This is a genomic window from Bifidobacterium aemilianum (genome assembly GCF_003315635.1).
In the GTDB taxonomy this organism is placed as follows: Bacteria; Actinomycetota; Actinomycetes; order Actinomycetales; family Bifidobacteriaceae; genus Bifidobacterium; species Bifidobacterium aemilianum.
Genome location: NZ_PDCG01000002.1, coordinates 225,219 through 250,382, shown reverse-complemented (window position 1 = coordinate 250,382; position 25,164 = coordinate 225,219). Strand labels below are relative to the sequence as shown.

Here is a 25,164-nt window from a genome sequence, read left to right as displayed (position 1 = left end):
GGAAGCCTCTGACAAAGCCCGGCCGCAATGCGGGCAGAATCGTGCCCCTTCCTCCAATACGGCACCGCAATTCGGACAATACTTCATGAAGCCTCCCTGTGTTCAACCTTCTTCAGTCTACCGATGCCCATCGAACCCTGCACGCGGACATCCGCTGATCACGGCCGTGAGTCCGCATCCATATACGTCTGTTGCCCATCGATTTCTCGGCAAGTGGGCAGGCACATGAGGGCTCTCACGGTCGGTACGCTCCCGATGCATTGTGACTAGGCTCTAATCGGCTGTGACTCCGGACTCCCGGCTTGGTGACAAGCATGGGTCATTGCCCAACCCATGGTCATGGCGGCCGTGCCATTGAAGAATTGACCATGCTGTAATCGGCCCTCACGCCAAGGCAGACCAAGGTATGAAGCCAGCCCTCCCGGTCCACCTGCCGTTGGATTGCTATACATCAGCATTGAGGTTGCCAAGCGTCTGGGTGAGCTCTATGGGCAGTGGCAACACAAGTGTTGCCCCCCTCTCCCTGGAACCAGTCTGGGATATTCGCTGCGGGGGAGCGGGCAGTCGGTGTTGTAAATCAGATACGTGCAGGTCAGCGCTTAGGTAATCATCGAGCGCCGCCCTTCTCAAAAGCCCGCCGGCTTCGCCCAACAACCCTGCTGCTGGCTCATCTCACGGCAGCGATGCCATGGGGCCCCTCTGTCCGTTGCCCCAAAAGTAACAAAGTGTCCTGATGCGCATGTTGCTGCGTAATTTGTTATTTACCAAGCCTTAATGTGACCAATTACTCGGTGCACATCCCCTTAGCGACGATGTTGCCACATTTGGGTAGGCGGGTGCAGATGAGTGGGCGGGATTCTGCTGGGAACATAAATATGACTGACGGTCATTTTTCTTGGCTCCGCGAGGTTATGCTGGACCTGGAGGTGATTCGGATGGGTAGGCGTGAGGACAAGGCCAGAATGACCAGATCAAAGATTCTGACGGTCGCTGACCGGATGATCGGCGAGCATGGGTATGAGGATGTGTCCGTGGATGAGCTGGTTGCAGCCTGCGGCATAGCCAAGGGAACCTTCTACAACTACTTTGAGAGCAAGGAGGCGCTGATCCAGGCCCTAAGCCAGGCCCACTTCGCCGACGTCACCGGCAAGGTCGAGGACTATGCCACCCGCCCTCCGGTCCAGGCTGTCGAGGAATATCTGCTGGCCTATATGGGTGTGATTGTGGATGCCAGGATCGGCCTGGCTAGGCAATGGGTCAGGTACATCGCCACAGCCTCAGGCAGTCACGGGAAGTGGGACCAGGACCGGCGAGACCTTAGCCGCCTGCTGGACCTGATGGTGAAGGCCGGTACCCTGGGATCCGGCCTGTCGGTTGAGGGTATGTCCTCCTTCATCATGACGCAGATGTACGGCATCGTGCTGACCTGGACCATAGCGGAGTCCATGGTCAACCCCCTGGAAGCGGTTCGCGGGTTCAGCCGCAATCAGCTGCCTGAAGTCATGAGACCGTATCTGACTGGCTCAGGGGGTTTCTCAACAGTCGCAAGAACTTCATCCGAGAAAACCAAGGTGAAGCAATGACAGCCAGAAGCATGGGTAGGGGAGCACGCTCCGATGGTCAGGACACCAACGCGCTCGCGGGTCCCGTTCGTTCCCTGGGCACCGGGTCGAAAACGCTAGTTGTTTATTTCTCCCGGAGCGGTAACACCGAGGAACAGGCGCTGTTTGCCAGCGAGGTCCTGTCCAGCGACATCTACGAGCTGGTCGTGAGTCAACCCTACCCAGCCGACTACGATATGACGGTCGATCGGGCCGTCGCCGAGCAAGCTGGGCGGGCCTGGCCTCAGCTGGAGGCAGATGATATGCCCGACATTGCTTCCTATCAGCTGATTCTTCTGGGGCATCCCATATGGAATATGACCCCCGCAAATCCGATGCGTTCCTTTATGAAGGAGTATGGAGGTCGTTTGGCAGGCAAAGCCGTGGCCTCATTCTCCACCCATGCAGGTTATGGGTCCGGAGATACCCAGAAGATGCTCAAGTCGCTGTTGCCGCCAACCTCAGTGCTGCTGGACAATTTCTCGGTTGAGGACAGGCTTGCCGAGGTCGGGCGTGATGAGTTTCGTCGGTGGCTACTCAGCTTGCCAGCCAGCGATACCCATTGAGATAAATCTCCCGAGTAAAAAGCCGACAGCCGACGGTCCAGTCGGTAAGTGCCGGCATGAATGCATTACCCAAACCAGGAAAGGAAACAAGGATGAAACTCTTGATTTTGGCGGCAAATGGTCAGATTGCAAGGATTGTCGAGGATAGGATCCTCCACGAGGAGGCCTTCACAGATGTCGAACTGACCCTCGGCCTGCGCAATAGCCCACGATTGGCTGATTTGGCTGACAACCCACGGGTTCGCGTCGTGGAGACGGATCTGGAGGATCCCAAGTCGGTGGAAGAGGCAATGTCTGGCCAGCATATGGTTTTTGTCGCTGTGGTTGATCATGACAGAGACAATGCCATGACCAGGAATGTCATATCAGCCATGAAAAGCAATCATGTGGACCGTGTGCTCTTCACCAACATTCTGGGTCTTTATGGCGAGGTTCCTGGGGAATTCGGTGTCTGGAACCATGAACAGGTCAAGTGGGGCCTACAGGCTGCAATAGATTCCGACCGGCTTCTGGAGGAATCCGGTCTGGATTACACGACCTTGCGACTGCCCTGGCTCAACGATCGCAATGAGATCAAGTACACGGTCACCACAAGGCACGAGCAGTATCTTGGCGTCTCCGGGTCCAGAGCCAGTGTGGCCGACCTGGTTCTGCGCCTGATCAAGGATCCAAGCCTCTACTCGCGGGACAGCATTGGCATGGCTGACCCGGACACCCAGGGCGAGCCCAGGCCCGTCTACTGACCCACACATTCAATGTGAACAGGCCTGTTAGGCGAACTGCGGGGCGGAAAGAGCCCTGCCGGTTCGCAAGGCAAACAGGTCACATTTCAGTATTCAAAGTAAGGAAGTAAACGCATGAAAGCAGCAATGTTCGTAAAGCCAGGCACCGTTGTGGTGGCCGAGGCTCCCATGCCCACCATCGAGAAGCCGACGGATGCGATCGTCCGTATTATTCGCGCCTGTGTATGTGGATCGGATCTCTGGTGGTTCCGGGGTATATCGCAGCGCAAGGCCAACACTTTCGTGGGGCATGAGGCCATAGGGGTCGTGGAGGAGGTGGGTGATGATGTCACAGCCATCAAGCCCGGCGACTTCGTGGTGGTTCCCTTCACCCATGGCTGCGGCCATTGCGCCGCCTGCCGGGCAGGATTCGATGGCAACTGTTCCAACCAGGAGCCGGGAGGCAATGGCGGATATCAGGGGCAATACCTGCGATACACCAATGCCGACTGGGGTTTGGTCCCAATCCCTGGCAGTCCGGCCGATTACTCCGACGATACGCTCAATTCACTGCTGGCTCTCTCCGATGTGATGGCCACCGGTTACCATGCGGCCGCCAGTGCCGAAGTGGCGCAGGGCGACACCGCCGTGGTCATGGGTGATGGAGCAGTCGGCCTCTGCGGCATCATAGCGGCCAAGCTTCGTGGCGCCGAGCGGATTATAGCCATGAGCAGGCATGAAGACAGGCAGCGTTTGGCCCGTGAATTCGGCGCGACCGATATAGTGGCGGAACGTGGTGATGACGCTGTGAAAGCTGTTATGGATCTGACGCATGGCGACGCTGCCGACGCGGTACTGGAATGCGTGGGAACCGATCAGGCGGTGCAGACCGCACTCCAGCTGGGCCGGCCTGGTTCGCTGGTGGGGCGTGTGGGTGTACCCCAGAACCCTCAGACCAACACGACCGAGCTTTTCTGGCGGAACATCGGCCTGCGTGGTGGTGCCGCATCGGTGACGACCTATGACAAGGATCTGCTCCTGGACGCTGTGCTTCAGCATGTGATTGACCCCGGCAAGGTATTCACCAAGCGGTTCGATTTGGACCATGTGCAGGAGGCCTACGAGGCCATGGATCAACGCACAGCCATCAAGTCATTGCTGGTGATTAGCCAGGACTGACTTCTGCAATCCGGCCGGGCATGGGCGAGCGCCCAATCCCGGCCGGATTGTCGGCCATCAGCATAGGTAAATGGTTGCTTGGGCCCGAGGGCTGGACCAGTCGGAGGAACCTTATCTGTTGCCGGGGTTCCATCCGAGGAGTCTGCTGATCTTGGTTGCTGGATGGCTAACTGGAAGTAGCGGCAGCGGTTTGGGGAACGGCGGTGAAGGATGCCGGCGGCATGGGTATCGACGGTATTCAGATCAGCTTGGTGGATGGTCTCGGGGCTTTGTGTTGGTCAGTAGAGCCAGCGCAGGTGTCCGCCATTGCGCGGGGTCTTGCAGGTCAGCAGTCCGCCCCTGCGGGCAGGCTTCTGTTCCCCAGGTGTGTCGCAGTAGTCGCCGCGGCCCACAGCGTCGGCCTGAGTGTCTGGACTGTCTTTGTGCTGACTGTGGTCGTCTTGGTGCTGCTGCTGGTGATGGTGGTGGTTTTCATCATCAGGCAAGGTGCGGTCATCGGGTGTTGCCGGGGTGAAGCCAGAAGTCCGCAGCTGGTCCTGGGCTGTCTTGAGCGCATCGGTGGTGTCGTCAAGCTGGTCCTCAAGTTCATCTATCTTGTGTTTCGCGGATTTCAGCGCATCGTCCTTGCGGTCGAGTTTCCGTTCAAGCTTGGCGTACGAGTCCTCCAAGTGCTGGTAGTTCCTTCTCGTATGCGAGTGCCAGAAGCCAAGCCCCAAGGACAGAAAGATGGCGATGGCGCATATGGAAGCTAGAAGCGCTTTCCAGCTGTGGGCGTGAGTGGCAGGTTTCGGATTGCCGTCAGGATTCTGACCGTTGTTCAACGGAGCTGGCTGTGGAGTCGGTCTTGGATTGTGCCCGTTGGATGGTTCTGCTGTTGCGGTGAATGGCTCGTCGTGTGATGATCCATTGGCATTCGATGACATGTCCACTCAATTCTCTGTCACGATTCGACAATTCATGGAGGCGTGTGTGATGGATTCACTCTATCAAGAGAGCCCTACCCTGGTCACTGCGGCAAGTGTGGCGCGGGGAGTGGCGCGCGAGAGGGCTCCGCGGCGATGGTGTGCCCGACCATAGGGGGATGGACCTATACTGGTGTAGTCAACCACTACACAAAGAGGTATTGAACATGGATAAGCAGACACTGATCGATAAGCTGACCGATGCTGACGGCGTTGACGATATCGTCGCCATCTCCAAGGAGGCTGGCAAGTCCTTGAATTTTGAAGAGGCTGACAAGCTCCTTGGCCGCATCATGCAGACAAAGAACGACGCAGCTCAGCTTGCTGGAGACACCGTGGAGAAGATCGCCACCGAGTTTTTCGGCATCTGACCGGTCGGTTGCTTGAAGCGATGATAAGAGCTGGCGACTGCCCCGCATACATGTGGGTGGTCGCCGGCTCTTTGTCTGTGGCCTTTGTTGCTTGTGGCGGGCGGTGGCAACGGGCGTAAGGCGCAGGCGCCAATGGTCCTGCCCGCTGCCGTTGGGTACGTGGAACAGCGAGATTGCGAAGTCCCAGACATCTGCTTCCATCATTTCTACCTGTGGTTTCCTATGAACCGGGCCCTTCGCTGCGCTAAGGCTGGGCGTGCAAAGTCATTAGGGTCAACGTATGATTGTCCGCGGGGTTGAGATGGACTGCGATAATGCGCACGCTATTCGACGTGCACCAAGGACCGCTGGAGAGGGAGGACAGCATGAATTCCCTCGATGTGGCAAATCTGCTTATTGATCGCTACGGTTCCACGACCATCATGACCAACCTCATGCTCAACAGCTTGGTCTATTTCGCCCAGGTTGAATCCCTGCGCAACAATCACACCCCACTGTTCACCGATGCCATCGAGGCATGGGAGGTGGGACCCGTCGAACCAGCGGTGGTACAGGCCTTCAAGGGCTACGGCAGACGGCGGGTGACACGGCCGCGCGGCTGCATTCCTGATGACGCCTCCCTGCTGCCTCTCCTTGATGGGGTGATGGCCAAGTATGGGTTCATGACCGCCTACGACATGGTGTGCTTCGCCTGCAGGCAGGGGTCGGCTTGGTTGGAGGCCTACCAGGGGGGAGATGGAAGCGTGATTGCGGGAGATGACATTATCCGCTCCCGTGATGGTCTGGATCTTCCTGTTCATGCCGGCAGCCTGGCCTCGGCCATCGGTCATGTCAATTACCGCTGGCCAAACACCTTTAGGATCTTGAAAAATGCTTGAGCGAGACAAGGAGGTCGGTCAGCCATGGGATCAGCAAGTCAGCCTGGCAGGAAGCCAAAGCTCAACCCTTACCGAAATGTCCTGCAGGCTTGGATTCCAGGCCAGCTGGGAGATCGGGACCAGCTCTTGGAAACCATAGCAAGCCATGACCCTGTGAGTTCTCAGATTGTCTCTGCTTCAGCCGACTGGTCCGACCTGGCGCCTGCCCTGGAATTGGACAGGGAGCAGGATTTTCTGGCCTTCGTCCAGTCGGTCTTGGATACCCATATGGCCGAGATGACCGCCACTGGTGGCTATGCCATCGAGAAGGGGGATGAGGCCGACAGGGTTCAATCGGTGGTGGCCTCCACCTTCCTGTCCTCCTTTGGGCGCAGTCCCGCCGACCGGTTCGCTGACATATTCGAGCAGGCGGCCGCCTTCGCGGCCTATCTGGTCCGTGACCATCCCTTCGGCGACGGCAACAAGCGCACCGCCATCCGTATTGCTTTGGCCCTGATCGCCATGCGTGGGGTGGAGCTCGATATTGACGATTCCCCTGACCCCGGTCACAACGCTCTGTACGGTTGGGTGGAGGACCTGGTCTCCAAAAGTCTGGATGCGGAGGGACTGGCCGCCAGGCTGCGGCAAGCGGGCCGGGTGGTCAGCCGCCGACCGGACCAGGCGTAGGGGAGCAAGGTCTTCACTTGCGAGATCCCTCAATCAAGTCATCGTAGGGTTGGGTCTCCTGGCTAGGGGATGGCCAGGGCGCATGGAAAGCCCGCGAGTTTTTCAGGCATACCAAAGGAGGGTCCGAGATGAATCTCGGACCCTCCAGGGCTTGCCAACTGGCGCTATCTCACTGCTTGATGCTGAGTGGGGGCCGTCAGCTGCATGGTGATTGCAAACAGACTCACTTGGTGGAGCCGGCCTTCATGACCTGAAGCTTGGCCTTGGCGGCGGCGGCCAGGGTGGGGTTCTCCGCGCGGGCCATGGCCTGCTCGAAGTCACGGGTTCCGCCGAAGATCTCCTTTGTCCAGGGGTTGACGCCCTGCTGCTTGGCGCGCCACAGGATGTATGCCAGGGCCATGATGTTGACGACCAGGGAGATGATCGAGAGTACCAGGTTGACCTTGGGGTTGTTGACCGACTGGACGGCGAACTTGGAGTGGTTGGTATCCAGGAAGAGGGGGAAGACCTGGGCGAACATGCACCAGATGGCCAGGGTGTTGGCGCGGTTCTGGATCCAGCCACCCTTGTTCCACAGGAAGTTGGCGAAGGTGGGGGCCAGAAGCAGAGCCAGGCCGCAGTACCAGGAGTGGGTGGGCAGGCAGTTGTAGGTGTAGGTGAAGTTCCAGATGTCATAGGCGACGATGAAGACCCAGGTCATGTCCGGCCAGAGCATATCCTGCTTGTTCTTGGAGGCGTAGATGCCGAACCAGCCGGTCATGCAGAAGATGTTGATCAGGCCGGCGATGCCGTTGAACACGTTGAACCAGCCACCCATGAGGGTCACGCCCTCGCTGGAGACGAAGGTGCCGCCCCAGCCGCGGATGGCGGACTCGAAGTCGGAGGCCATGGCGATGAGGATGTTTATGGCGACGATGATGAAGGGGAAGCACTTGAACCAGTTGACCTTGCCGAGTTTTCCCCAGCCGTACTTGAGGATCATGAAGCCGATGCAACCTGCGGTGGCCGCATAGAGTTTGGCGTAGTGGAACCAGCCGTTCATCTCCGTGTAAGTCGGGTTGTTCAGGGCCCATTCGGCTCCCATGGCAACGCCCACATAGATGCTGATGAAATAGACAGTCAACGCGGCCGGAATGGCCATGAAGCAAATAATGCCTCCGGTCTTGGTACGGCGGGCAATCTCGTTGGCCGCTATCAGCGCACAGAATACCAGTACCCAGCCCAGCCATTGGTAGACGGCGTTGGAGCCGTAGACTTGGAATAACACGGTGCTTACTTCCTTCTATCTCGTGTATGTTGTTTTTTCCTGTGTGGCCGGGTCCGTGGAGCAAGCTGATGCCCTATGGGGCGGGGTCACAAATTCATGGGCCTAATCCTGCAGGTACGGTTCCAGGTGCAGTGATTGGGCGAAGATCTGCTTGATGATCTTGTCGCTGATCTCCTGGTGTTCCCTGAGCATGGCGATGGACCCGGAGATGAGCAGCATGATGGTCTCGCGCGGGTAGCGAATCGGTATTTCGCCGTGTACGCGCAGAAAATCCTTGACCGTTGTCTTCTCGATGTAATCGGCCACGCGCTCGGTGACCTGGTCCACGAACCGTATGTACAGGCCGCCGTTGCCGGATTGGACCATTCTCTGGCTGAAGGGTCCCTCATCGTTGATGATGTTCCTCATCAAGCGGACGATGTCATCCAGGGCCTTGTCCACGTTGCCGGGTTCGCGGGTCTCGTTCCAAGCGTCAAGGCGGGCGATGATGGAGTTTATGGCGTTGTCGAGAACTGCTTCGGCCACGTCATCCTTATCTCGGAAGTAATGGTAGAAGAGGGACCTGGTCATACCCACACGGTTGGCGATGTCGCTTACGGTGATGTGGGTGAAGCCCTTCGCCAGGCAGATTTCGTGGGCTGCCTGCACTATTTGCTCGCGCTTGCCCATGGAGGAGGTCTTGTTGCCCGGGGTGGGCTGTCCCTGGTTGCCCTTATCTGGAACTGTCTGCATCTCTCGCTTCTTCTGTGCCTTATCAGTGTGACGAGGGTCCCACGAGTTCGTGGTTCCCAAGACACATTGACATTATGTCAACAACCTTGCAACCAGTATAGTTAGGGGTTTGACATTCTGTCAATACAGCCCTGTAAACGTTCTGTCTGCGCGAAATTCGAGGGCAGGGAAGTAGTGTGCTAAGGGGACTAGCATTTCCCCATTGTCAGCTGTTGCCCGCTTGGATGTGGCCACGGCAGTCGGCAGTCTTTTTCTTCTCCCGCAACGCCACTGCCCCATGGTGTCCACCACTACGGCAGGCAAATCGATAGGATTGACGACAGTGGCCAAACCGGTCGGACCGGGCGGCGAGGGGACCTGGCAGCATGGGGCCGGGCCGGAAAGGAAATAGGAGGCGGGCATGATTGACCAGGTAATCTTCCTGAGGCACGGACGTACCTCATTTAATCTACAGCGTCGCATGCAGGGGCAGATCGACATCCCCCTCGACATCGTCGGGCTGTGGCAGGTGGACCAGAGCGCCTATCAGCTGGCCCAGAACCACTATTGGGCCAAGGTCTCGGCGGTGGCCCGCAACCCCGAACTGCTGGCCCACCCCGGGGCGGAGGCCAACAAGGATTCGGACATCAACGAATTCCTCAATGCCCCTGCGGCCCAGCGCAAGATGACCATCGTGTCCTCGGATCTCTTCCGGGCCCAGCAGACCGCCCACGCCTTCGCCGACCTTGTGGGCCTGCCCGTTCACTTGGACACTCGGCTGCGTGAACGCGCCTTCGGCCAGTGGGAGGGCCTGACCCGTCAGGAAATCGAGGCCATGGATGCCCAGGCCTATGCGGCATGGAAGGCGGACCTGGGCGAAGAGCCGACCTATGGTGTCGAATCCAAGGGGGCGACCGGCCGGCGCGGGGCCGAGGCGGTGTTGGATATGCTCGACCAAAGCTCGCAGTCCCAGGAGTCGGAGACCCTCCTGCTGGTGGGGCATGGATCGTGGATTGTGGCCACCATCGCGACCTTGCTGGGCATGGATCCTGACAGCCGGATGGATATGGGGCGCATGCGCAACGCCTTCTGGTCGGTCATGAAGCCCATCCATCGTCTCAACGGCGGCCTGGAATGGCAGCTGGAAGCCTTCAACCAAGGCCCAGCGGTGGCCTCCTTGGTGGACTGGGAAAATGGTCCGGCCGACCTGCACGGTCCAGACATGCCGGAGTGGATTGAACTCTAGGCAGATGGCCGGCCCAAGGGCCGGCGGGTGTGTCGTTCAAGGGTCGCTGATGGACTATCCTAGGTGAGGTTGTGCGGTTGGACGTTAGTCCGGGCTGATGGGCCGGAAACATATGACTTCCGGTGAGATGCCAGCCACTGCCGGCCGACGCATTCCCGAGTGAGGATGGGCCTTGCGGGGAAGGGCACGTGAAAGGCGGGTGAGACGCGAATGCTGAAGATGTTCAAGACGGTCGAAGGCCAGGTGGAGTCCATCGAGCAACCACAGGAGGACTGCTGGTTGTGTTTGTGTCAGCCCACCGATGTGGAATTGGCCACCGTCTCCCAGGAGACCGGAGTGGATCTGGCCGACCTGCGCGCCCCCCTGGACGATGAGGAGCGCTCCCGCGTCGATGTTGAGGATGACTACACGATGATCATCGTGGACATCCCCACCGTGGAGGAGCGCAGCGGCAGGGACTGGTACGAGACCATCCCCTTCTCGATCATCGTCACCGAGAACATGATCATCACCGTCTGCATGCAGGACACCCCGATTCTCCATCCCTTCATGGAGGGCAAGATCCGTGGTTTCAACACCTTCATGAGGTCCCGCTTCATCCTGCAGATGCTCTACCGCAACGCCACCACCTACCTGCGTTACCTACGCATCATCGACAGGGAATCCGACAAGCTGGAACTCAAGCTGCGCCACTCCATGCAGAACAGGGAAATCCTCATGCTGCTGGAATTGAGCAAGACCTTGGTCTACTTCACCACCAGCCTCAAGTCCAACGAGATCGTCATGGAGAAGTTGAACACCCTGAGCCGCATCAAGCAGTACGAGGAGGACGCCGACCTCCTTGAGGACGTGATCACCGAGAACAAGCAGGCCATCGAGATGGCCAACATCTACAGCCAGGTCCTGGCCAACATGACCGACGCCTTCGCCTCGATCGTGTCCAACAACCTCAACAACGTGATGCGGATCTTCACCATCATCTCCATCACCCTGGCGGTGCCCACCCTGATCTTCTCCATGTACGGCATGAACTTCCAAGACGGCATGTTGGGCATGCCCTTCTCCGACAGCCCCTGGGGCTTTGTCATCGTGGTCGTCTCGTCCATGGTCCTGGCCGGTGTCGTCACTTGGTTCCTGACCCGATCGCGCCTCTTCAAATAGGGGACTGGCAGGCCAACGCGCCCAAGCGCCGGTCCTATGGCCGTTTCACATAGTAATGCCCGGCTGGCTGGTGTCCAGTTGCACGGCGATAATCCAATACTATGAGCGAGAACCAGCAAAGCACAGCGGCTGAGGGCCAGAACCCCGAGGAGCCGGCATTCCGATACAACGCGCAGATGGCGCAGGGCATAGAGGAGAAGTGGCAGAAAACCTGGGATGAGCAGGGCACCTTCTGGGCGGCCAACGTGTCCGGCGACCTGACCGACGGGAAGGGCAGGAACGCCGAGGGCCGCAAGCCCTTCTTCGCCATGGACATGTTCCCCTACCCATCGGGCAAGGGCCTGCATGTGGGCCACCCCCTGGGGTACCTGGCGACCGATGTGGTCAGCCGCTATCACCGGATGAAGGGCGAGAACGTGCTGCACGCCATGGGCTACGACGCCTTTGGTCTTCCCGCCGAGCAGTACGCCGTCCAGACTGGGCAGCACCCCCGTGTGACCACCGAGGCCAACATCGCCAACATGCGACACCAGCTCCACCGTATGGGCCTGAGCTTCGACGACCGACGCTCCTTCGCCACCATCGACCCCGGCTATGTGCGCTGGACCCAATGGATCTTCTCGCGCATCTACAACGCCTGGTACGACCCCGATTACCAGCGCGCCGACGGGGGAGTGGGGTCGGCCCGTCCCATTGCGGAGTTGGTCGAGCTCTTCAGGTCCGGGCGCAAGGCCATGCCCGGTCATGAGGGGCGCAGCTGGGATGACCTGTCGGCCGCCGAACAGGCCGATTTGCTCAACGACTATCGTCTGGCCTACATCTCCAAGTCCCCGGTCAACTGGTGCCCGGGCCTGGGTACGGTGCTGGCCAACGAGGAGGTCACGGCCGAGGGCCGTTCCGAACGTGGCAATTTCCCTGTCTTCCAGCGGGAGCTGCGACAGTGGTCCATGCGGATCACCGCCTATGGCCACCGGCTGATCGAGGACCTGGACACCATCGACTGGCCAGAGAAGGTCAAGCTCATGCAGCGCAACTGGATCGGCGAATCCCACGGAGCCTCCGTCCACTTCGCCGTGCCCACGGCCGAGGGCGAGCGGGATATGGAGATCTACACCACCCGCCCCGATACCCTCTTCGGTAGCACCTTCGCCGTGGTCTCGCCCGAGCATGACCTGCTGCGCGAGCTCCCTGAATCCTGGCCGCAGGGCACGCCGGAGTCCTGGACCGGCGGCTACCGGTCCCCCCGGGAAGCCGTGCGCCAGTACCGTCTGGCTGCCGAGGCCAAGACCGCCAAGGACCGGGTCGACGAGGCAGGGGAGAAAAGCGGCCTCTTCACCGGACTCTATGCCATCAACCCCGTGACCGGCGCCAAGCTGCCCCTGTTCACCGCCGATTACGTGCTCATGGGCTATGGCACCGGTGCCATCATGGCTGTGCCCGGTGGCGACCAGCGCGATTACGACTTCGCCCAGCGCTTCGGCCTGCCGGTCATCTACACGGTCAAGCCCCTGCCTGAATCGGGCCAGACCCTGGACGACTACCAGGGCAAGGCCCCCTACGTCTCCCACGAGGGCATCGTGGTCAACTCCTCCATCGACGCCACCAAGGTCAAGGGTGACGCCCTGTCGCTGGACGGGCTGACGGTTGACGAGGCCATAGGGAAGATGAACGCCTGGCTGGAGTCCGCCGGGGTGGGCAAGGGCACCGTGTCCTACCGCCTGCGTGACTGGCTCTTCTCCCGCCAACGCTACTGGGGCGAACCCTTCCCCATTGTCTATGACGATGAGGGCGTGGCCCACCTGGTGCCTGACGACCAGCTGCCCATCAACCTGCCCGAGGTGCCTGACTACAGTCCCAAGACCTACGACCCCGACGACGCTGAATCCAACCCGGAGGCGCCGCTGAGCCGCAACCAGGACTGGGTCAACGTAACCCTGGACCTGGGCGATGGCCCCAAGACCTACCACCGCGACACCAACACCATGCCCAATTGGGCCGGTTCCTGCTGGTACTACATGCGCTACCTGGACCCGGCTGACAGCCGGCAGATGGTGGACCGTGACGAGTACGACTACTGGATGGGGCCCAACCATAACGAGACCGCCGGCGCCTCCGGTGGTGTGGACCTCTACGTGGGAGGCGTGGAGCATGCGGTTCTGCACTTGCTGTACTCCCGCTTCTGGCACAAGGTCCTCTACGACCTGGGCTTCGTCGATTCGGCCGAACCCTTCCACAAGCTCTTCAACCAGGGCATGATCCAGGCCTACGCCTACACGGACGACCGGGGCCAGTACCTGCCCGCGGCCGAGGTGGAGGAGGGGGAGCCCGATGCCTCCGGCGAGCCGACCTTCACCTGGCATGGCCAGCCGGCCCACCGGGAATTCGGCAAGATGGGCAAGAGCCTGAAGAACATCGTGACCCCAGACGACATGTACCGGGACTACGGCGCCGACACCTTCCGGCTCTACGAGATGAACATGGGGCCCCTGGACGAGTCAAGGCCATGGAACGACCGCAATGTCATCGGCGGCATGCGCTTCCTGCAGCGGCTCTGGCGCAACGTGGTCGACGAGAACAGCGGCCAGGTCCATATCTGCGAGGGGGAGCCGGACCTCAAGACCCTCAAGCTCCTCAACAACACCATCAGCCAGGTGACCGAGGAGATGGAGGCCATGCGTCCCAACACCGCCATCGCCAAGCTGATCGTCCTCAACAACCACCTGACCTCCCTGGGGGCAGGCAAGGTCCCCCGGGCCGCCGTGGAGCCCCTGATCCTCATGCTCTCACCCATTGCCCCGCACATCAGCGAGGAGCTCTGGAACCGTCTGGGCCACCAGGAATCCCTGGCCCAGCAGGCCTGGCCCAAGGCGGACGAACGCTATACCGGTCAGGATGCGGTCACGGCCGTGGTCCAGATCAAGGGCAAGGTGCGGGCCAAGCTGGAGGTCAGCCCCGACATCGCGGCCGACGAGCTGGAGTCCATGGCCCTGGAGGCCGTCGCCGAGCGCCTGGGAGGCAAGAAGCCCCACAAGGTGATCGTCAAGGCCCCCAAGATCGTCTCCATCGTTCCTGCCCAGTAGGCGGCGGCCCCGGGCAGTGGACCGTTGTAGCTGCTGGGGGAGGATGAATGGCGACACGCCCGCTTGTGGATAAGTGCCAGCCTTCGACCACATAGCTGCTGAAGGCTGGGGAACAGGTCCATGGTCCCCCATAGTGGGGCCATGGACCTTATGCTTTCAGGACAACGAATCAGGGCTTCTCCGGCCCCTCCTGTCGCCTTGCCGCCACGGGTGGAGACGGACCATGGGGATGACTCGGATAGGGATGCTCCCGTAGGTCTTGCCGGTGGTGGCTGTCCGGTCCCAGGCGAGTCCAGCGAGTTGCATGCCCCTATGGCTGCCTCTGGTTCCCCTGTGTTGGGCGGGGAGGAGGGTTCTCCTTTCGGGGAGTTTTCAGCCCGTATGAAGTCTGCCGGCAAACTCGAGGAGGCAGAGGACCAAAGCTTCCCTGGGCTCAACAGGGGCAACGATGCCTTGACCCATAAGGCTGGCAGCCATGGTCATGGATTGGATCTGGGGTCCATGGTCGGGGTTCGCCCCGGCGATGGGAGGCCTCAGGCACTTTTGAATGCCAGGCGCCACACACCTAGGCTGGCCTTGCGGCCTATACATGCCCTGATCGCCATTCTTGTGCTTGTGGCCGCCTTGTGCGCCTCCTTGACCCTGCTCGTCCAGCAGTCCCTCAACTATGCTGCCCTCGACTCGCACACTGCCGCGTCAGCATCCCGAGCGGGGAAGAAAGAGCGGGCCGGCAGACAGGACCAGCAGACAGCCTCCGGCAAGCAAGGACAAGCCGATGTGGGCCAGGCCGGCGGCCAGCGGGCCGGGGAACCATCGAAAGAGGGGAATCCGGCCGGACAGGAGGACCGGCAGGCTGGGGAAGACCCCTCTGGCTCCCAGTCCACTCAGAGCGCTGATGCCCGGATAGACCTCAATACAGCCACGGTCGACCAACTGACCACCATCAAGGGGGTGGGGCCGGTCATGGCTTCAAGAATCGTCCAATATCGGCAGCGCATAGGACGCTTCACCAGCGTCGACCAACTCCTGGAGGTCGACGGCATAGGTGCCAAGACCTTGGACAAACTGCGTCCCCAGACCAGGGTCTAGACCCAGACCTGCGACGGGTCGGTATTCGCCTGGTGGACCTTGCCGACCCAGTTGGTCAACGAGTGGTGCGGGGGAGGGGCCGGAAGGTTTCTGGATTGCGGATTGAATGGAGGAGGTGAAGGGTATGCATACAGGGACTGGGGCCAACCCTCGCATGGAGGCCGGCAGCAAGGATTGGAGGATGGTCCCCATCGGCATCAGCATGTGGGCCGGTATGCTGCTGGCCCATGGCTGCTTTGGCTCCTGGACCACGGGCGAGCCGGCCTTCACGGCCCCGCAGGCTTGGCTGATACTGGTCTGCCTGGGGCTGTTGGTCCTCCTGGTCCTGGTGCTCAGCCGTTGTGAGGAGCGGGGGTTGCCGGGTAGGTGCTGGTCCTTCTGCAGCAGCCTGGTTCGTGGCCTACGCCCGTCATTGCTGCTGATGCTGCTGACCATCCTGCTGGGGGCCTTGGCCTCACTGTCGACGGACCTGATGCAGTCCCGCGATCCGGCCATGGTCCATGCCAGCCAGGGTGGGGCAAGCATACAGGCGCGGCTGCGACTGACCAGTCCGGTCACGGCCTCGTCCATGCGGCAGGCGCTCTGCCAGGCTGATGGCAGCTTGGAGAGCATAACACGCGAGGGTAGGCAGGTCACCAGCCACAGTCCTGTCAGGCTCCTGCTGACAGACCAGCGGGCCTGCTCCACACTGCTGGCAGGTTCCCATATTCAACTCAGTGGCCAGTTGAGGCTGGCTCCCGTAGGCCGGTTGCCCCTTTGGCTGACCGGTCAGGATGGACATATCGAGGTGCTCGCACAGGCGCCATGGATCAAGCGGGTGGTCCATGCCTCCTGGCGGTCCTTCTTCCAGGTCACCGATAGGCTGTCGGACCAGGGTCGGGTGCTGGTCCCTGGCCTGACCGTTGGACTCCTGGGTCAGGACTACCTGGGACAGCCTGCCACAGCTGACTCTGAAGGCTCGAAGGACGCAGGAAAGCCGATCAAGGGGCTGACAGAGTCTGCAGGGCTGTGGGAGCGGCAACCTGTCAACCAGACCTATGCCAGTATGCTGACCACCCATTTCCGGCAGGCGGGCATCATGCATCTGATGGCCGTTTCCGGCGGGCATTTCGCACTTCTGGCCTCCTTGATCCGCCGTCTGTGCGCCCGGCTGCTCCTACCTCGGCAGCTGGTCGCCCTGGCTGTCACGGCCTCCTACTGCGCCTTGGCCCTGATGGTGTATCCGTCGGATTCAGTCCTCCGGGCCCTGGTGATGGGGCTGATCGGGGCCTGCGGCATGTGGCGGGGGAGGCCGTCGCAGCTGGTGAGCAGCCTCGCTTGGACCAGCATGGGTGTCCTGCTCGTCAATCCCGCCATGTCCAGGAGCTACGGCTTCGCTTTATCGGTTGCCGCGGTATTGGGCATAGGAACCATGGCCAGACCTATAGCTAGGGGCCTATCAGCCCACCTACCCAAGGTTCTGGCGGAGATGATGGCCATGACGCTGAGCGCCCAGGCCTTCACCCTACCCATCCAGGTGCTGATGCAGCCACAATTGCCCCTGCTCTCCCTGCCGGCCAATATGCTGGTGGCGCCCTTCGTGGACTTCTCCACCCTGACCGGACTGGCGGCCCTGCTCCTGGCAACGTGGAACCAGACCCTGGCCTATGCTCTGGCCTGGCTCTCCTCAGCTGGAACCCTGGTCATGGAGCGAACCGCCCAGAGCCTAGGCAGCCAGACCTCCTTCCTTATTCCCTGGGCGGGCGGGGCCGGTGGGGCCCTCCTGATGCTGTTGCTGGAGATCGCCATCATGGCCTCCTTCCATATCGTCCATCTGCTGTGGCAGCAGGGCAGGCGGCGAGCAGGCGAAGCCGCTGGGCTGGGTCAACCCCATCGGTTGACCATGATGGCCCGCCTTCGCTTTTGGTGGAGCGATACCCGTAGGATCTTTGGCCACTGGTCAAGGCCGGGACCAGGCCGGCAGACACAAGAAGAAGGAAAGGAGCCATAGCTGTGGCCCGTGCGGGGCAGACTGTTGGCCAAGTTTGTGAAGCTGCCTGCCCCGCACTTGTCCAGCGATACGGCGACATTGAATAGTATGGCGAAGACTAGTGCAAGCGTTCCGGCCCCGCTGCGGATTGTGGTGGGAGGGGACAGCTTTCTCAACAACCAACGCTTCAGGCAGCTGCGGGATGAGGCCTTGGCGACCAGACCGGAGGCCGAGGTCATCGAGCTCAATGCCGGTGACTGTGACCACTACGCCTTTGATGAGGCCGTCAGTCCCTCCCTGCTCAGCGACTTCTTCGTAGTCATGGTCTCCGACTTGCAGAACGCCGATGAGAAGCTCGTGGAGGCCATGGTCGCCTATGGCAAGGAGGCAGGGGCGAATCCTTCCGCTTTCAGCGCCGTCATATGCCAGCATGCCGGTGGCGCCAAGGGCAAGAAGATCATCACCCAGCTCACCGCCTCAGCTGGAGCCCAGGTAGAGAACGTGGCCGATTTGAAGAAGCCGGAGGCCAAGCTCAATTTCGTCATCGGGCAGTTCCAGCTTCAAGGGCGCAGGGTGGACCCATTGGCCGCCCAGCAACTCGTATCGGTCCTGGGGGAGAGCACGAGCGAACTGGCGGCCATGTGCGCCCAGCTCTGCTTCGACTTCGAGGACGACCCCATGGGTGTTGACCGGGTCAACCAATATCTGACGGCCAATCCACAGGTCAGCGGTTTCGCCGTATCCGACCTGGCCATAGAGGGCAAGACCGCCCAGGCCGTCGTGGCTCTGCGGACCGTGCTGGAACAGGGGACCCAGCCCATCGCCATGGTGGGAGCCCTGGCCGTGGGCTTGAGGACCCTGGCCAAGGCCTCGGCGGTCCGGTCGGGGAGCATATCCATGGCTGAGGCCAAGGCCAACCCCTGGGCCATCAAAAACTCCACGCGCAAGCTGTCGGGCTGGACCTCCCAAGGGCTGAGCGCCTGCCTGCGGATGCTGGCCTGGGCGGATGAGGAATGCAAGACCAGCAGCGGAGATCCGGTCTATGCGGTTGAACGGGCCGTCGAACTCATCAGCCACAAGGGCAGGGTCGCTTAGCCGGGCTCATGGGCGCGGCAGGCCAGGGCGGTGCTAGGGCCATACAGGGTAACGAGAACGAGGGGAGTCAGGTCATGGGGAGGACACTGCCTGAGCGAAGCAACAGTGGCGGCCTGCCACGGCAGGTGGAGGTGCCCACCGGAGAGGACATGCGAAGCCTGGGCGAGCGTCTGGCCCGCCAGGTGCGAGGCGGTGACCTCCTGCTTCTGTCCGGCCCCCTGGGTGCCGGCAAGACCACCCTTGCCCAGGGATTCGGCCGGGGCCTGGGCATCAGCGGACCCATCGTCTCACCAACCTTCACCATCGCCAGGGAGCTCCAGGGGTGTTTCGCCGACGGCAGCCCCGCCCGTCTGGTCCATGTGGATGCCTACCGGCTGGGTGGCAACGGTTTCGCCCCCGGCCAGGACCAGGTTGGGCGCCTGCTCGATGAATTGGAATCCCTGGGCTTGGACGAGGAACTGGAAGACCCCAGTGAGGGCACCGTCGTGCTGATGGAGTGGGGTGAGCAGATGGCCTCCGCCTTGGGGTCTGAACGTTTGGAAATCCACATAGAGCGCCCGCCAGCCGCCGCTAGGGTCGCATCCGCTGGGGAGCGGGAGCTCACCGGTGACGGTCGCCGCCTGGTGACGTTCAATCCTGTGGGCGCTCGCTGGCGGGACCTGTCTTTATAGGAACTGCCGGGCTGGCAGAACCGGCGGACGGTGGAAGTTGCCGCCCATCGCCATTCACCGCGTTGGCCCGGCGTTGTAGAGTGCTAGAGGTCATAGAAGCGGGAGGCGCCATGAATACCCTGGTCATTGATAGTTCCTATGGTTCCACGGTTGGACTGGTGGGCCATGAGCCCATAGTGGAAACCGATTCGCGTACCCATGTGGAACGACTCCAGCGCAACATCGCCACAGCCGTGGAGGGGGCCGGACTGGAGGCATCAGACCTTGACCGCATAGTCGTAGGGGTGGGACCGGCCCCCTTCACCGGCCTGAGGGCGGGCATCGTGGCTGCCAAGGCCCTGGCCTTCGCTTGCGGGGCGGAGCTGCTTGGCCAGGACATTCTCGCCCCCCAGGCCGCCATGACCGCCCTGCTGCGTGCCGCAGGCAGCGACAAGGGAGCGGATACCCTCCCACAGGCCGATAGGGATCTGGCCGGGCAGCTGTCGGGCAAGGAGGTCTTGAGTGGTCTGCTAGGGTCAGCGGCGGCCAGTGGCGGCCAGCAGGAGCCCATCCATCATGTGACCCTGGCCGTCAACGATGCCCGCCGCAAGCAGCTCTATTATGCCCTCTATGATTGCCCCCCCTACGACCAGACATCCCATGATGCCGGTCAAGCCTTCGGTGTCCGAACCCTCCTGCCCATGGATATTGATTATCCCAGCAACATCGCCAGCAAGCTGCTGGAACAGCTGGAGGCCCTGACGGCAGCCGATGGGTGCCGGTGCCTGGTGGACCTGGTGGGCCATGGGGCGGCCAAGTACGCCCAGGACTGGCAGGTCGTGGGTGAGCATCTGGGCCAGGTCATCGACTCCTCGGTCCTTGACGCCGGAGCCCCCGGCCTTGCCTTGTTCGCCCACTGCGCCGAGCGAGCTGAGCATGGTCGACTGGCCAAGCCTGGCCAACCTGCCCAGGCTCCAGTCGAACCCCTCTACCTGCGTCGGCCCGATGTCTCCGTGCCCAACCCCCTCAAGCGGGTGTTGGGCAACGGTCAGGCTGACAGGCTGCGCTGATGCTGGTCGACGCGCGCACGGTGGATCTCGATAGCCTCGTCGAGCAGATCGCCCGGCTTGAGGTCCAACTCTTCGGACCGGGGGCATGGACTCCTGGCATGGTCAGGGATGAGCTTAGTGCGCCGGCGAGAACCTACCTGCTCGACATTCCCGCTGCCGATGGCCGGCTTGGCTCCCCGGCAGCAGAGGGCTCATCGTCGATGGCTCAGGAAGACCCGGTCAATCCCCATGCCGCCCTTGGGGATATGCACTTACGCGCTTACGGTGGCTTTTGGTTTGACGGCGAGGATGCCGAACTCATGACCATCGGTGTGGAGGCCGCCCAGCAGGGCAGGGGCATAGGGGCCAGGCTTCTGGAGGCCCTAATCGGGCGGGCCCGCCAGCAGGGGGCCACACGCATGCTGCTGGAGGTCAGGGTCGACAATGGGCCGGCCCTGGCCCTCTATGACAGATTCGGCTTCCGGCGTCTTGGACTGCGCAAGCGTTACTATCAGCCTGAAAACGTCGATGCCTACACCATGGCCCTGGACCTGGCCCCCAGGCTGGTGGGCTTCAGCGGCCAGGCGCCTGAAGGCAAGGAAGGAAGAGGACTATGAGCGAACCGATCGTGCTGGGCATCGAGTCCACCTGCGACGAGACGGCGGCGGCTGTGGTCCAAGGCCGGCGGCTGCGGTCCAACGTGGTGGCCTCCTCCATGCAGGAGCATGCGCGCTACGGCGGTGTCATTCCCGAGATCGCTTCCCGGGCCCATGCCGAGGCTTTCGTGCCGGTGGTCAGTCAAGCCCTGGCCGAAGCCGATCTTGACCTGTCCGATGTCGATGCCCTCGCCGTCTCCGCAGGGCCCGGTCTGGCCGGCTGCCTGGCTGTGGGCGTGTCTGGTGCCAAGTCCCTGGCCTGGGCGGCTGGCAAGCCCCTGTACGGCATCAACCACGTCATAGGCCATATTGCGGTGACCCAGCTACAGTTCGGCCCCTTCCCTCCCGATACCCTGGCCCTGATTGTCTCGGGAGGCCATACCTCCCTCCTGCACGTTGAGGACGTGGCCAAGCATGTCGACGTGGTCGGCACGACCCTGGACGACGCTGCCGGGGAATGCTTCGACAAGGTGGCTCGGCTCCTGGGCTTCCCCTATCCTGGTGGCCCTCATATCGACCGCCATGCCCAGAGCGGCGACCCCAAGGCCATCCGCGTGCCCCAGGGCCTGACCCAAGGCAAGGCTGGCCGTGAACACCCCTACGACTTCAGCTTCTCCGGTGTCAAGACCGCCGTGGCCCGTTGGATCGAGGAGGAAGAGGCGGCTGGCCGGCACATCCCGGTCGATGATGTCTGTGCCTCCCTGGCTGATTCGGTGGCGAGTGTCCTGGCCAGAAAGGCCATGCTGGGCTGCCAGGAGTACGACTCCCGAACCCTGATTGTCGGCGGAGGCTTTTCGGCCAATTCCCAGCTGCGGGCCAAGCTCCTGGAAGTGGGGGAGGAGCAGGGGGTGGAGGTCCGCATTCCCGAACTCAAGCTGTGCACCGACAACGGGGCCATGGTCGCCATGCTGGGCGTGAACCTGGTCGAGGCCGGCGTGCGCCCCTCAGCCATGGACTTCTCCATCGACTCCGCCATGCCCATGTGGCAGATCTACCAGTGAGGCTGGAAGCTCAGCTACAGCAGCAGCTGGTTGAAGGGAGCTGAACAGGCGTCCTGATGTCGGTACTTGGCACAAAGTACTTTGCAACATAAAGTACTTGCTAGCGGATGACTACGGATGGTCATCCCTGACAGTGAGCGCTTGACGGCGAGCACTTCCCGAAAGGTATGACCATGAGCGACAAGACATCCCAGCTGCCGGCCCATAGGGCTCAGAGCGACCAGGCCGAGGCCGAGGCCATAGAGAACCCCGCCCAGGCCTTGGGGCTGGTCAATGAGCAGAACCGTAGGGTATCGTCAATGCTGGCATCCGGTTCGCAGCGCATCTGCCTGGTCTGGGGGCTGGTGTGGATGGTCGCCTACCTGACCCTGGCCGTCTCCTCCCTGCTCAACCACGCGGTCCCCAGCCTCTGGGCCTTTCTTCTCTACGGCCTGGCCATCATGGTGGGCGTGGTCCTCAGCATCGTTCTTGGGGTGAGGACGGGCAGTGGCTTCCGTGGCGAGAGCAACATCAGGGGCACGGCCTTCGGGTGGTCGTGGATCCTGGCCTTCATCTTCGGCATGAGCATGTGCACCGTCATGGTCACGCACTTCGGACTCCAGGATTGGCAGATATCCATGCTCTACAACAGCGTCGCGGTGCTTATCGTCGGCATTCAGTACATGGCCGGAAGCTCTTTGGGCTCATTCGACCTTCCCATGTTCCTGTGTGTCGTCTTCATGCTGCTGCTGTGTGTGGTCACGCTGTTCCTGGCCGGCACGGTCGGCTACCTGGTCATGGCCCTGCTGGGAGGTGGCTGCTTCCTGGCCCTGGCCTTACTGACCTACCGGGCCAACCGTGTGCGGGGCGTTCGGGGGGACGAACATGTCGTCTGAATTGGATCCGATCATCCATGCCACGTCCCGCTTGCGCATCATGACGGTATTATCCAGGGTGGGCCAGGGAGAGGAGATCTCCTTTGAGCGGCTCCGCCAGCTGCTGAATATGACTCCGGGCAATCTCTCGGTTCATCTCAGCAAGTTGGAGGGGGCCAGATACCTCAAGCAGTCCAAGACCTTTGAGGGCCGTAAGCCGATCACCTACATCACTCTGAGCGCCAAGGGCGCCGCCGCCTACCAGGAATACTTAGAGCAGCTGACGAGACTGTTGAGTGGCGCCGACAGTGACTCGCTCCGCTCATAGCGACACGCCAATTTGCGTGAAGGCTGCCAGCTCATTATTATGTTGAAACTGTGCTCAGCGCTTGTTGGGCATGCAGACATTCCCGCGTAGCTCAGTTGGCAGAGCGTCTGACTGTTAATCAGAATGTCGCTGGTTCAAGCCCAGCCGCGGGAGCCCATGGGCCGCCGGTTCGCCGGCGGCCTTGTTGTATCAGTGCCGCCATGGCCAGACTGCGGGTTAATGGCGGACATTGAAACTGAATGTGATGCTTTAGAATCCTGGTTAATGGCCGAAATGTGTGTCCGTTAGTCTGTGCTGTTGGGGTATCTGCCTGGTGCGTGGAAGCCAGGCCTTCATGCTGAATGCGGCGCGGCATCATGTGGACCCAAGTTGCCTGTTGAGGGCTGATTGTAGACAATGTGCGTGTTGCTGGGAAGAGTAAGCAAGCTCACATCGGCGGGAGTCCTGTTGTTTGATAGAGTATGACCATCTCACACGTGGCGCAGCGGGCGGTGTCCGTTGCCTGGCAGGCAGCTTTGGCTGAGCAAGGGGAGCGGATATGGAAGATGCGGGAAGTCTGCGGGCACGCCGTGGCTTTGAGGCTGGAATCGCCGATGTCGACCCACAGATCGCAGGACTGCTTGATGCGGAGCTGGGGCGCCAGCACGCGGGCCTGGAGATGATCGCCTCAGAGAATTTCGTGCCCAAGGCTGTGCTACAGGCCCAGGGGTCGGTTCTGACCAACAAGTACGCGGAAGGCTACCCCGGCCGGCGCTACTATGGTGGCTGCGAATTCGTGGACCAGGTGGAGGAGCTGGCCATCCATCGCGCCATGGACCTCTTCGGCTCCGAATACGCCAATGTGCAGCCCCACTCAGGAGCCCAGGCCAACGCTGCGGTCTACCAAGCCCTGGCCAAGCCGGGGGACACCATCCTGGGTCTGGCCCTTGACCACGGTGGCCACCTGACCCACGGCACCAGAATGAACTTCTCCGGCCGTTACTACCATGCCGAAACCTATACGGTCAATCCGCAGACCTTCCTGATTGATCCTGACCTCGTGCGTCAGCGGGCCCTGGAGACCCACCCCACCGTCATCATCGGCGGCTGGTCGGCCTACCCGCGTGTGGAGGATTTCAAGGCCCTGCGTGAGGTCGCCGACGAGGTCGGAGCCAAGCTGTGGGTGGATATGGCCCACTTCGCGGGTCTGGTCGCGGCCGGTCTGCACCCGAGCCCGGTGCCCTACGCCCAGGTTGTATCCTCCACCGCCCATAAGACCCTGGGCGGTCCCCGTTCCGGTTTCATCCTGGCCCGCAAGGAATATGCAAAGGCCCTCAATTCGGCCGTCTTCCCCGGCCAGCAGGGCGGCCCTCTGATGCATGTCATCGCCGCAAAGGCCGTGGCTTTCAAACTGGCTGCCGGCAGTGACTTCAAGGACCGGATGGCCCGGACCCTTGAGGGGGCCCGGATCATCGCTGACCGCCTCAATGCCCCTGACCTGCAAGCCCAGGGCATCCGAGTGCTGACGGGCGGTACGGATGTTCACCTGGTCATGGTTGATCTGCGCGACAGTGAGATGACTGGCAAGGATGCGGAGGACCTCCTGGCCTCCATCGGCATCACCGTCAACCGCAACACCGTTCCCTTCGATCCGCGTCCGGCCAATGTCAGCTCCGGCCTGCGTATCGGCACCGCCGCCCTGGCCACCCGTGGTTTCGGCGCCGCCGAATACGAGCAGGTGGCCGACATCATCGCCCAGGGCCTCATCGCTGGCAGGGGGGCCGATGTGGACGCCCTCAAAGCCCGGGTTGACTCCCTGGTGCAGGACTTCCCCCTCTACCAGGGTCTTGATCAGGTCTCCTAACACCCCACCACCCCCCTGTAAGGCTGTGATCCTCGCAGGGGGCTATCTGGCAAGGTTCTGCCTTCTGTGCGCCGTCGGCTGGTCCGGCGGTGTGCGCATAGTTGCCGGGAAGTGGAGTGTTTCCCACCGGTAACCTGTCATTCACATCGAGATATCAGAGTCGGCATTGTTTAGTAACACGATGCGGATAGACCTAAGACTGATGCGGAACCCATGCCTG

General features: G+C 61.5%; 23 protein-coding genes, 1 tRNA gene and 1 pseudogene. 21 read left to right on the top strand and 4 right to left on the bottom strand.

Features of this window, described 5'->3' with window-relative positions; genetic code table 11:
* Positions 1–18 precede the first annotated feature (18 nt).
* Positions 19–87 (bottom strand): annotated as a pseudogene (locus tag CRD60_RS09410) (zinc ribbon domain-containing protein); the annotation flags it as partial.
* Positions 88–935: 848 nt separating this feature from the next.
* Between CRD60_RS09410 and CRD60_RS03190 the strand changes: the two are divergent.
* From CRD60_RS03190 to CRD60_RS03175, 4 genes are all read left to right on the top strand, one after another.
* Positions 936–1,583 (top strand): TetR/AcrR family transcriptional regulator, encoded by a 648-nt coding sequence (locus CRD60_RS03190; RefSeq protein ID WP_161522175.1) that lies wholly within the window; start codon positions 936–938, stop codon positions 1,581–1,583.
* Positions 1,580–2,167 carry a flavodoxin gene (locus CRD60_RS03185; RefSeq protein WP_113859849.1) on the top strand — a complete coding sequence of 196 codons (588 nt, stop codon included), beginning with the start codon at positions 1,580–1,582 and terminating at the stop codon, positions 2,165–2,167. The genes CRD60_RS03190 and CRD60_RS03185 overlap by 4 nt, the downstream gene beginning before the upstream one ends.
* A gap of 92 nt (positions 2,168–2,259) precedes the next feature.
* Positions 2,260–2,910: an NAD(P)H-binding protein gene (locus tag CRD60_RS03180; protein WP_113859848.1), complete on the top strand. Its 651-nt coding sequence runs from the start codon at positions 2,260–2,262 to the stop codon at positions 2,908–2,910.
* A gap of 114 nt (positions 2,911–3,024) precedes the next feature.
* On the top strand, positions 3,025–4,068 hold the full coding sequence (locus CRD60_RS03175; RefSeq protein WP_113859847.1) for a zinc-dependent alcohol dehydrogenase family protein: 1,044 nt from the start codon (positions 3,025–3,027) through the stop codon (positions 4,066–4,068).
* 278 nt (positions 4,069–4,346) lie between these two features.
* Here CRD60_RS03175 and CRD60_RS03170 read toward each other — a convergent pair whose 3' ends face one another.
* Positions 4,347–4,736 carry a hypothetical protein gene (locus tag CRD60_RS03170; RefSeq protein ID WP_113859846.1) on the bottom strand — a complete coding sequence of 130 codons (390 nt, stop codon included), beginning with the start codon at positions 4,734–4,736 and terminating at the stop codon, positions 4,347–4,349.
* Positions 4,737–5,197: 461 nt separating this feature from the next.
* Between CRD60_RS03170 and CRD60_RS03165 the strand changes: the two genes are divergently transcribed.
* The 3 genes from CRD60_RS03165 to CRD60_RS03155 all read left to right on the top strand — a co-directional run bounded on the left by CRD60_RS03165 (position 5,198) and on the right by CRD60_RS03155 (position 6,945).
* Positions 5,198–5,401 carry a hypothetical protein gene (locus tag CRD60_RS03165; protein ID WP_113859845.1) on the top strand — a complete coding sequence of 68 codons (204 nt, stop codon included), beginning with the start codon at positions 5,198–5,200 and terminating at the stop codon, positions 5,399–5,401.
* A gap of 365 nt (positions 5,402–5,766) precedes the next feature.
* Positions 5,767–6,279 (top strand): Panacea domain-containing protein, encoded by a 513-nt coding sequence (locus CRD60_RS03160; RefSeq protein ID WP_113859973.1) that lies wholly within the window; start codon positions 5,767–5,769, stop codon positions 6,277–6,279.
* Positions 6,280–6,303: 24 nt separating this feature from the next.
* Complete coding sequence (locus CRD60_RS03155; RefSeq protein ID WP_113859844.1) at positions 6,304–6,945, top strand: type II toxin-antitoxin system death-on-curing family toxin; 642 nt, start codon at positions 6,304–6,306, stop codon at positions 6,943–6,945.
* Positions 6,946–7,168: 223 nt separating this feature from the next.
* Here the strand turns inward: CRD60_RS03155 and CRD60_RS03150 are convergent, their stop codons facing one another.
* Positions 7,169–8,212: a DUF5692 family protein gene (locus tag CRD60_RS03150; RefSeq protein ID WP_113859843.1), complete on the bottom strand. Its 1,044-nt coding sequence runs from the start codon at positions 8,210–8,212 to the stop codon at positions 7,169–7,171.
* A gap of 102 nt (positions 8,213–8,314) precedes the next feature.
* Complete coding sequence (locus tag CRD60_RS03145) at positions 8,315–8,944, bottom strand: TetR/AcrR family transcriptional regulator (RefSeq protein WP_236630798.1); 630 nt, start codon at positions 8,942–8,944, stop codon at positions 8,315–8,317.
* A 400-nt stretch (positions 8,945–9,344) separates the two neighbouring features.
* Between CRD60_RS03145 and CRD60_RS03140 the strand changes: the two genes are divergently transcribed.
* The 14 genes from CRD60_RS03140 (at position 9,345) to glyA (ending at position 24,944) form a co-directional block, all read left to right on the top strand.
* A complete protein-coding gene (locus tag CRD60_RS03140) occupies positions 9,345–10,169 on the top strand; it encodes a histidine phosphatase family protein (RefSeq protein ID WP_113859842.1) in 825 nt (274 codons plus the stop codon).
* Positions 10,170–10,379: 210 nt separating this feature from the next.
* Positions 10,380–11,330 carry a magnesium transporter CorA family protein gene (locus CRD60_RS03135; protein WP_113859841.1) on the top strand — a complete coding sequence of 317 codons (951 nt, stop codon included), beginning with the start codon at positions 10,380–10,382 and terminating at the stop codon, positions 11,328–11,330.
* A 101-nt stretch (positions 11,331–11,431) separates the two neighbouring features.
* The gene (gene leuS, locus CRD60_RS03130; RefSeq protein WP_113859840.1) at positions 11,432–14,410 is read left to right on the top strand and encodes a leucine--tRNA ligase; all 2,979 of its coding nucleotides are present in this window, start codon (positions 11,432–11,434) and stop codon (positions 14,408–14,410) included.
* A 381-nt stretch (positions 14,411–14,791) separates the two neighbouring features.
* Positions 14,792–15,499 (top strand): ComEA family DNA-binding protein, encoded by a 708-nt coding sequence (locus CRD60_RS03125; RefSeq protein ID WP_161522174.1) that lies wholly within the window; start codon positions 14,792–14,794, stop codon positions 15,497–15,499.
* 124 nt (positions 15,500–15,623) lie between these two features.
* Complete coding sequence (locus CRD60_RS03120) at positions 15,624–17,489, top strand: ComEC/Rec2 family competence protein (protein WP_127975630.1); 1,866 nt, start codon at positions 15,624–15,626, stop codon at positions 17,487–17,489.
* An 87-nt stretch (positions 17,490–17,576) separates the two neighbouring features.
* Positions 17,577–18,563, top strand: a complete 987-nt coding sequence (gene holA / locus CRD60_RS03115) for a DNA polymerase III subunit delta (protein ID WP_113859837.1) — start codon at positions 17,577–17,579, stop codon at positions 18,561–18,563.
* A 74-nt stretch (positions 18,564–18,637) separates the two neighbouring features.
* The gene (tsaE, locus tag CRD60_RS03110) at positions 18,638–19,234 is read left to right on the top strand and encodes a tRNA (adenosine(37)-N6)-threonylcarbamoyltransferase complex ATPase subunit type 1 TsaE (protein WP_113859971.1); all 597 of its coding nucleotides are present in this window, start codon (positions 18,638–18,640) and stop codon (positions 19,232–19,234) included.
* 110 nt (positions 19,235–19,344) lie between these two features.
* The gene (gene tsaB, locus CRD60_RS03105; RefSeq protein WP_113859836.1) at positions 19,345–20,283 is read left to right on the top strand and encodes a tRNA (adenosine(37)-N6)-threonylcarbamoyltransferase complex dimerization subunit type 1 TsaB; all 939 of its coding nucleotides are present in this window, start codon (positions 19,345–19,347) and stop codon (positions 20,281–20,283) included.
* Positions 20,283–20,879 carry a ribosomal protein S18-alanine N-acetyltransferase gene (gene rimI, locus CRD60_RS03100; RefSeq protein WP_113859835.1) on the top strand — a complete coding sequence of 199 codons (597 nt, stop codon included), beginning with the start codon at positions 20,283–20,285 and terminating at the stop codon, positions 20,877–20,879. The genes tsaB and rimI overlap by 1 nt, the downstream gene beginning before the upstream one ends.
* A complete protein-coding gene (gene tsaD / locus CRD60_RS03095) occupies positions 20,876–21,919 on the top strand; it encodes a tRNA (adenosine(37)-N6)-threonylcarbamoyltransferase complex transferase subunit TsaD (RefSeq protein WP_113859834.1) in 1,044 nt (347 codons plus the stop codon). The genes rimI and tsaD overlap by 4 nt, the downstream gene beginning before the upstream one ends.
* 173 nt (positions 21,920–22,092) lie before the next feature.
* Positions 22,093–22,794 (top strand): hypothetical protein, encoded by a 702-nt coding sequence (locus CRD60_RS03090; protein ID WP_113859833.1) that lies wholly within the window; start codon positions 22,093–22,095, stop codon positions 22,792–22,794.
* Entirely contained in the window at positions 22,784–23,101 is a 318-nt protein-coding gene (locus CRD60_RS03085) for a transcriptional regulator (RefSeq protein WP_113859832.1), read from the top strand. Before CRD60_RS03090 ends, CRD60_RS03085 begins: the two co-directional genes overlap by 11 nt.
* A gap of 80 nt (positions 23,102–23,181) precedes the next feature.
* Positions 23,182–23,254, top strand: a tRNA-Asn gene (locus tag CRD60_RS03080).
* Positions 23,255–23,639: 385 nt separating this feature from the next.
* The gene (gene glyA, locus CRD60_RS03075; protein ID WP_113859831.1) at positions 23,640–24,944 is read left to right on the top strand and encodes a serine hydroxymethyltransferase; all 1,305 of its coding nucleotides are present in this window, start codon (positions 23,640–23,642) and stop codon (positions 24,942–24,944) included.
* Positions 24,945–25,164 lie beyond the last annotated feature (220 nt).

Bases quoted from the DNA above. Each gene is read 5' to 3' on its own strand.
- CRD60_RS03120 (WP_127975630.1), top strand. From the start codon at position 15,624: ATGCATACAGGGACTGGGGCCAACCCTCGCATGGAGGCCGGCAGCAAG.
- CRD60_RS03160 (WP_113859973.1), top strand. From the start codon at position 5,767: ATGAATTCCCTCGATGTGGCAAATCTGCTTATTGATCGCTACGGTTCC.
- CRD60_RS03145 (WP_236630798.1), bottom strand. From the start codon at position 8,944: ATGCAGACAGTTCCAGATAAGGGCAACCAGGGACAGCCCACCCCGGGC.
- glyA (WP_113859831.1), top strand. From the start codon at position 23,640: ATGGAAGATGCGGGAAGTCTGCGGGCACGCCGTGGCTTTGAGGCTGGA.
- holA (WP_113859837.1), top strand. From the start codon at position 17,577: ATGGCGAAGACTAGTGCAAGCGTTCCGGCCCCGCTGCGGATTGTGGTG.
- CRD60_RS03135 (WP_113859841.1), top strand. From the start codon at position 10,380: ATGCTGAAGATGTTCAAGACGGTCGAAGGCCAGGTGGAGTCCATCGAG.
- tsaE (WP_113859971.1), top strand. From the start codon at position 18,638: ATGGGGAGGACACTGCCTGAGCGAAGCAACAGTGGCGGCCTGCCACGG.
- CRD60_RS03165 (WP_113859845.1), top strand. From the start codon at position 5,198: ATGGATAAGCAGACACTGATCGATAAGCTGACCGATGCTGACGGCGTT.
- CRD60_RS03125 (WP_161522174.1), top strand. From the start codon at position 14,792: ATGAAGTCTGCCGGCAAACTCGAGGAGGCAGAGGACCAAAGCTTCCCT.
- CRD60_RS03155 (WP_113859844.1), top strand. From the start codon at position 6,304: ATGGGATCAGCAAGTCAGCCTGGCAGGAAGCCAAAGCTCAACCCTTAC.
- CRD60_RS03175 (WP_113859847.1), top strand. From the start codon at position 3,025: ATGAAAGCAGCAATGTTCGTAAAGCCAGGCACCGTTGTGGTGGCCGAG.
- leuS (WP_113859840.1), top strand. From the start codon at position 11,432: ATGAGCGAGAACCAGCAAAGCACAGCGGCTGAGGGCCAGAACCCCGAG.
- CRD60_RS03185 (WP_113859849.1), top strand. From the start codon at position 1,580: ATGACAGCCAGAAGCATGGGTAGGGGAGCACGCTCCGATGGTCAGGAC.
- CRD60_RS03190 (WP_161522175.1), top strand. From the start codon at position 936: ATGGGTAGGCGTGAGGACAAGGCCAGAATGACCAGATCAAAGATTCTG.
- tsaD (WP_113859834.1), top strand. From the start codon at position 20,876: ATGAGCGAACCGATCGTGCTGGGCATCGAGTCCACCTGCGACGAGACG.
- rimI (WP_113859835.1), top strand. From the start codon at position 20,283: ATGCTGGTCGACGCGCGCACGGTGGATCTCGATAGCCTCGTCGAGCAG.
- CRD60_RS03140 (WP_113859842.1), top strand. From the start codon at position 9,345: ATGATTGACCAGGTAATCTTCCTGAGGCACGGACGTACCTCATTTAAT.
- CRD60_RS03090 (WP_113859833.1), top strand. From the start codon at position 22,093: ATGAGCGACAAGACATCCCAGCTGCCGGCCCATAGGGCTCAGAGCGAC.
- CRD60_RS03180 (WP_113859848.1), top strand. From the start codon at position 2,260: ATGAAACTCTTGATTTTGGCGGCAAATGGTCAGATTGCAAGGATTGTC.
- tsaB (WP_113859836.1), top strand. From the start codon at position 19,345: ATGAATACCCTGGTCATTGATAGTTCCTATGGTTCCACGGTTGGACTG.
- CRD60_RS03085 (WP_113859832.1), top strand. From the start codon at position 22,784: ATGTCGTCTGAATTGGATCCGATCATCCATGCCACGTCCCGCTTGCGC.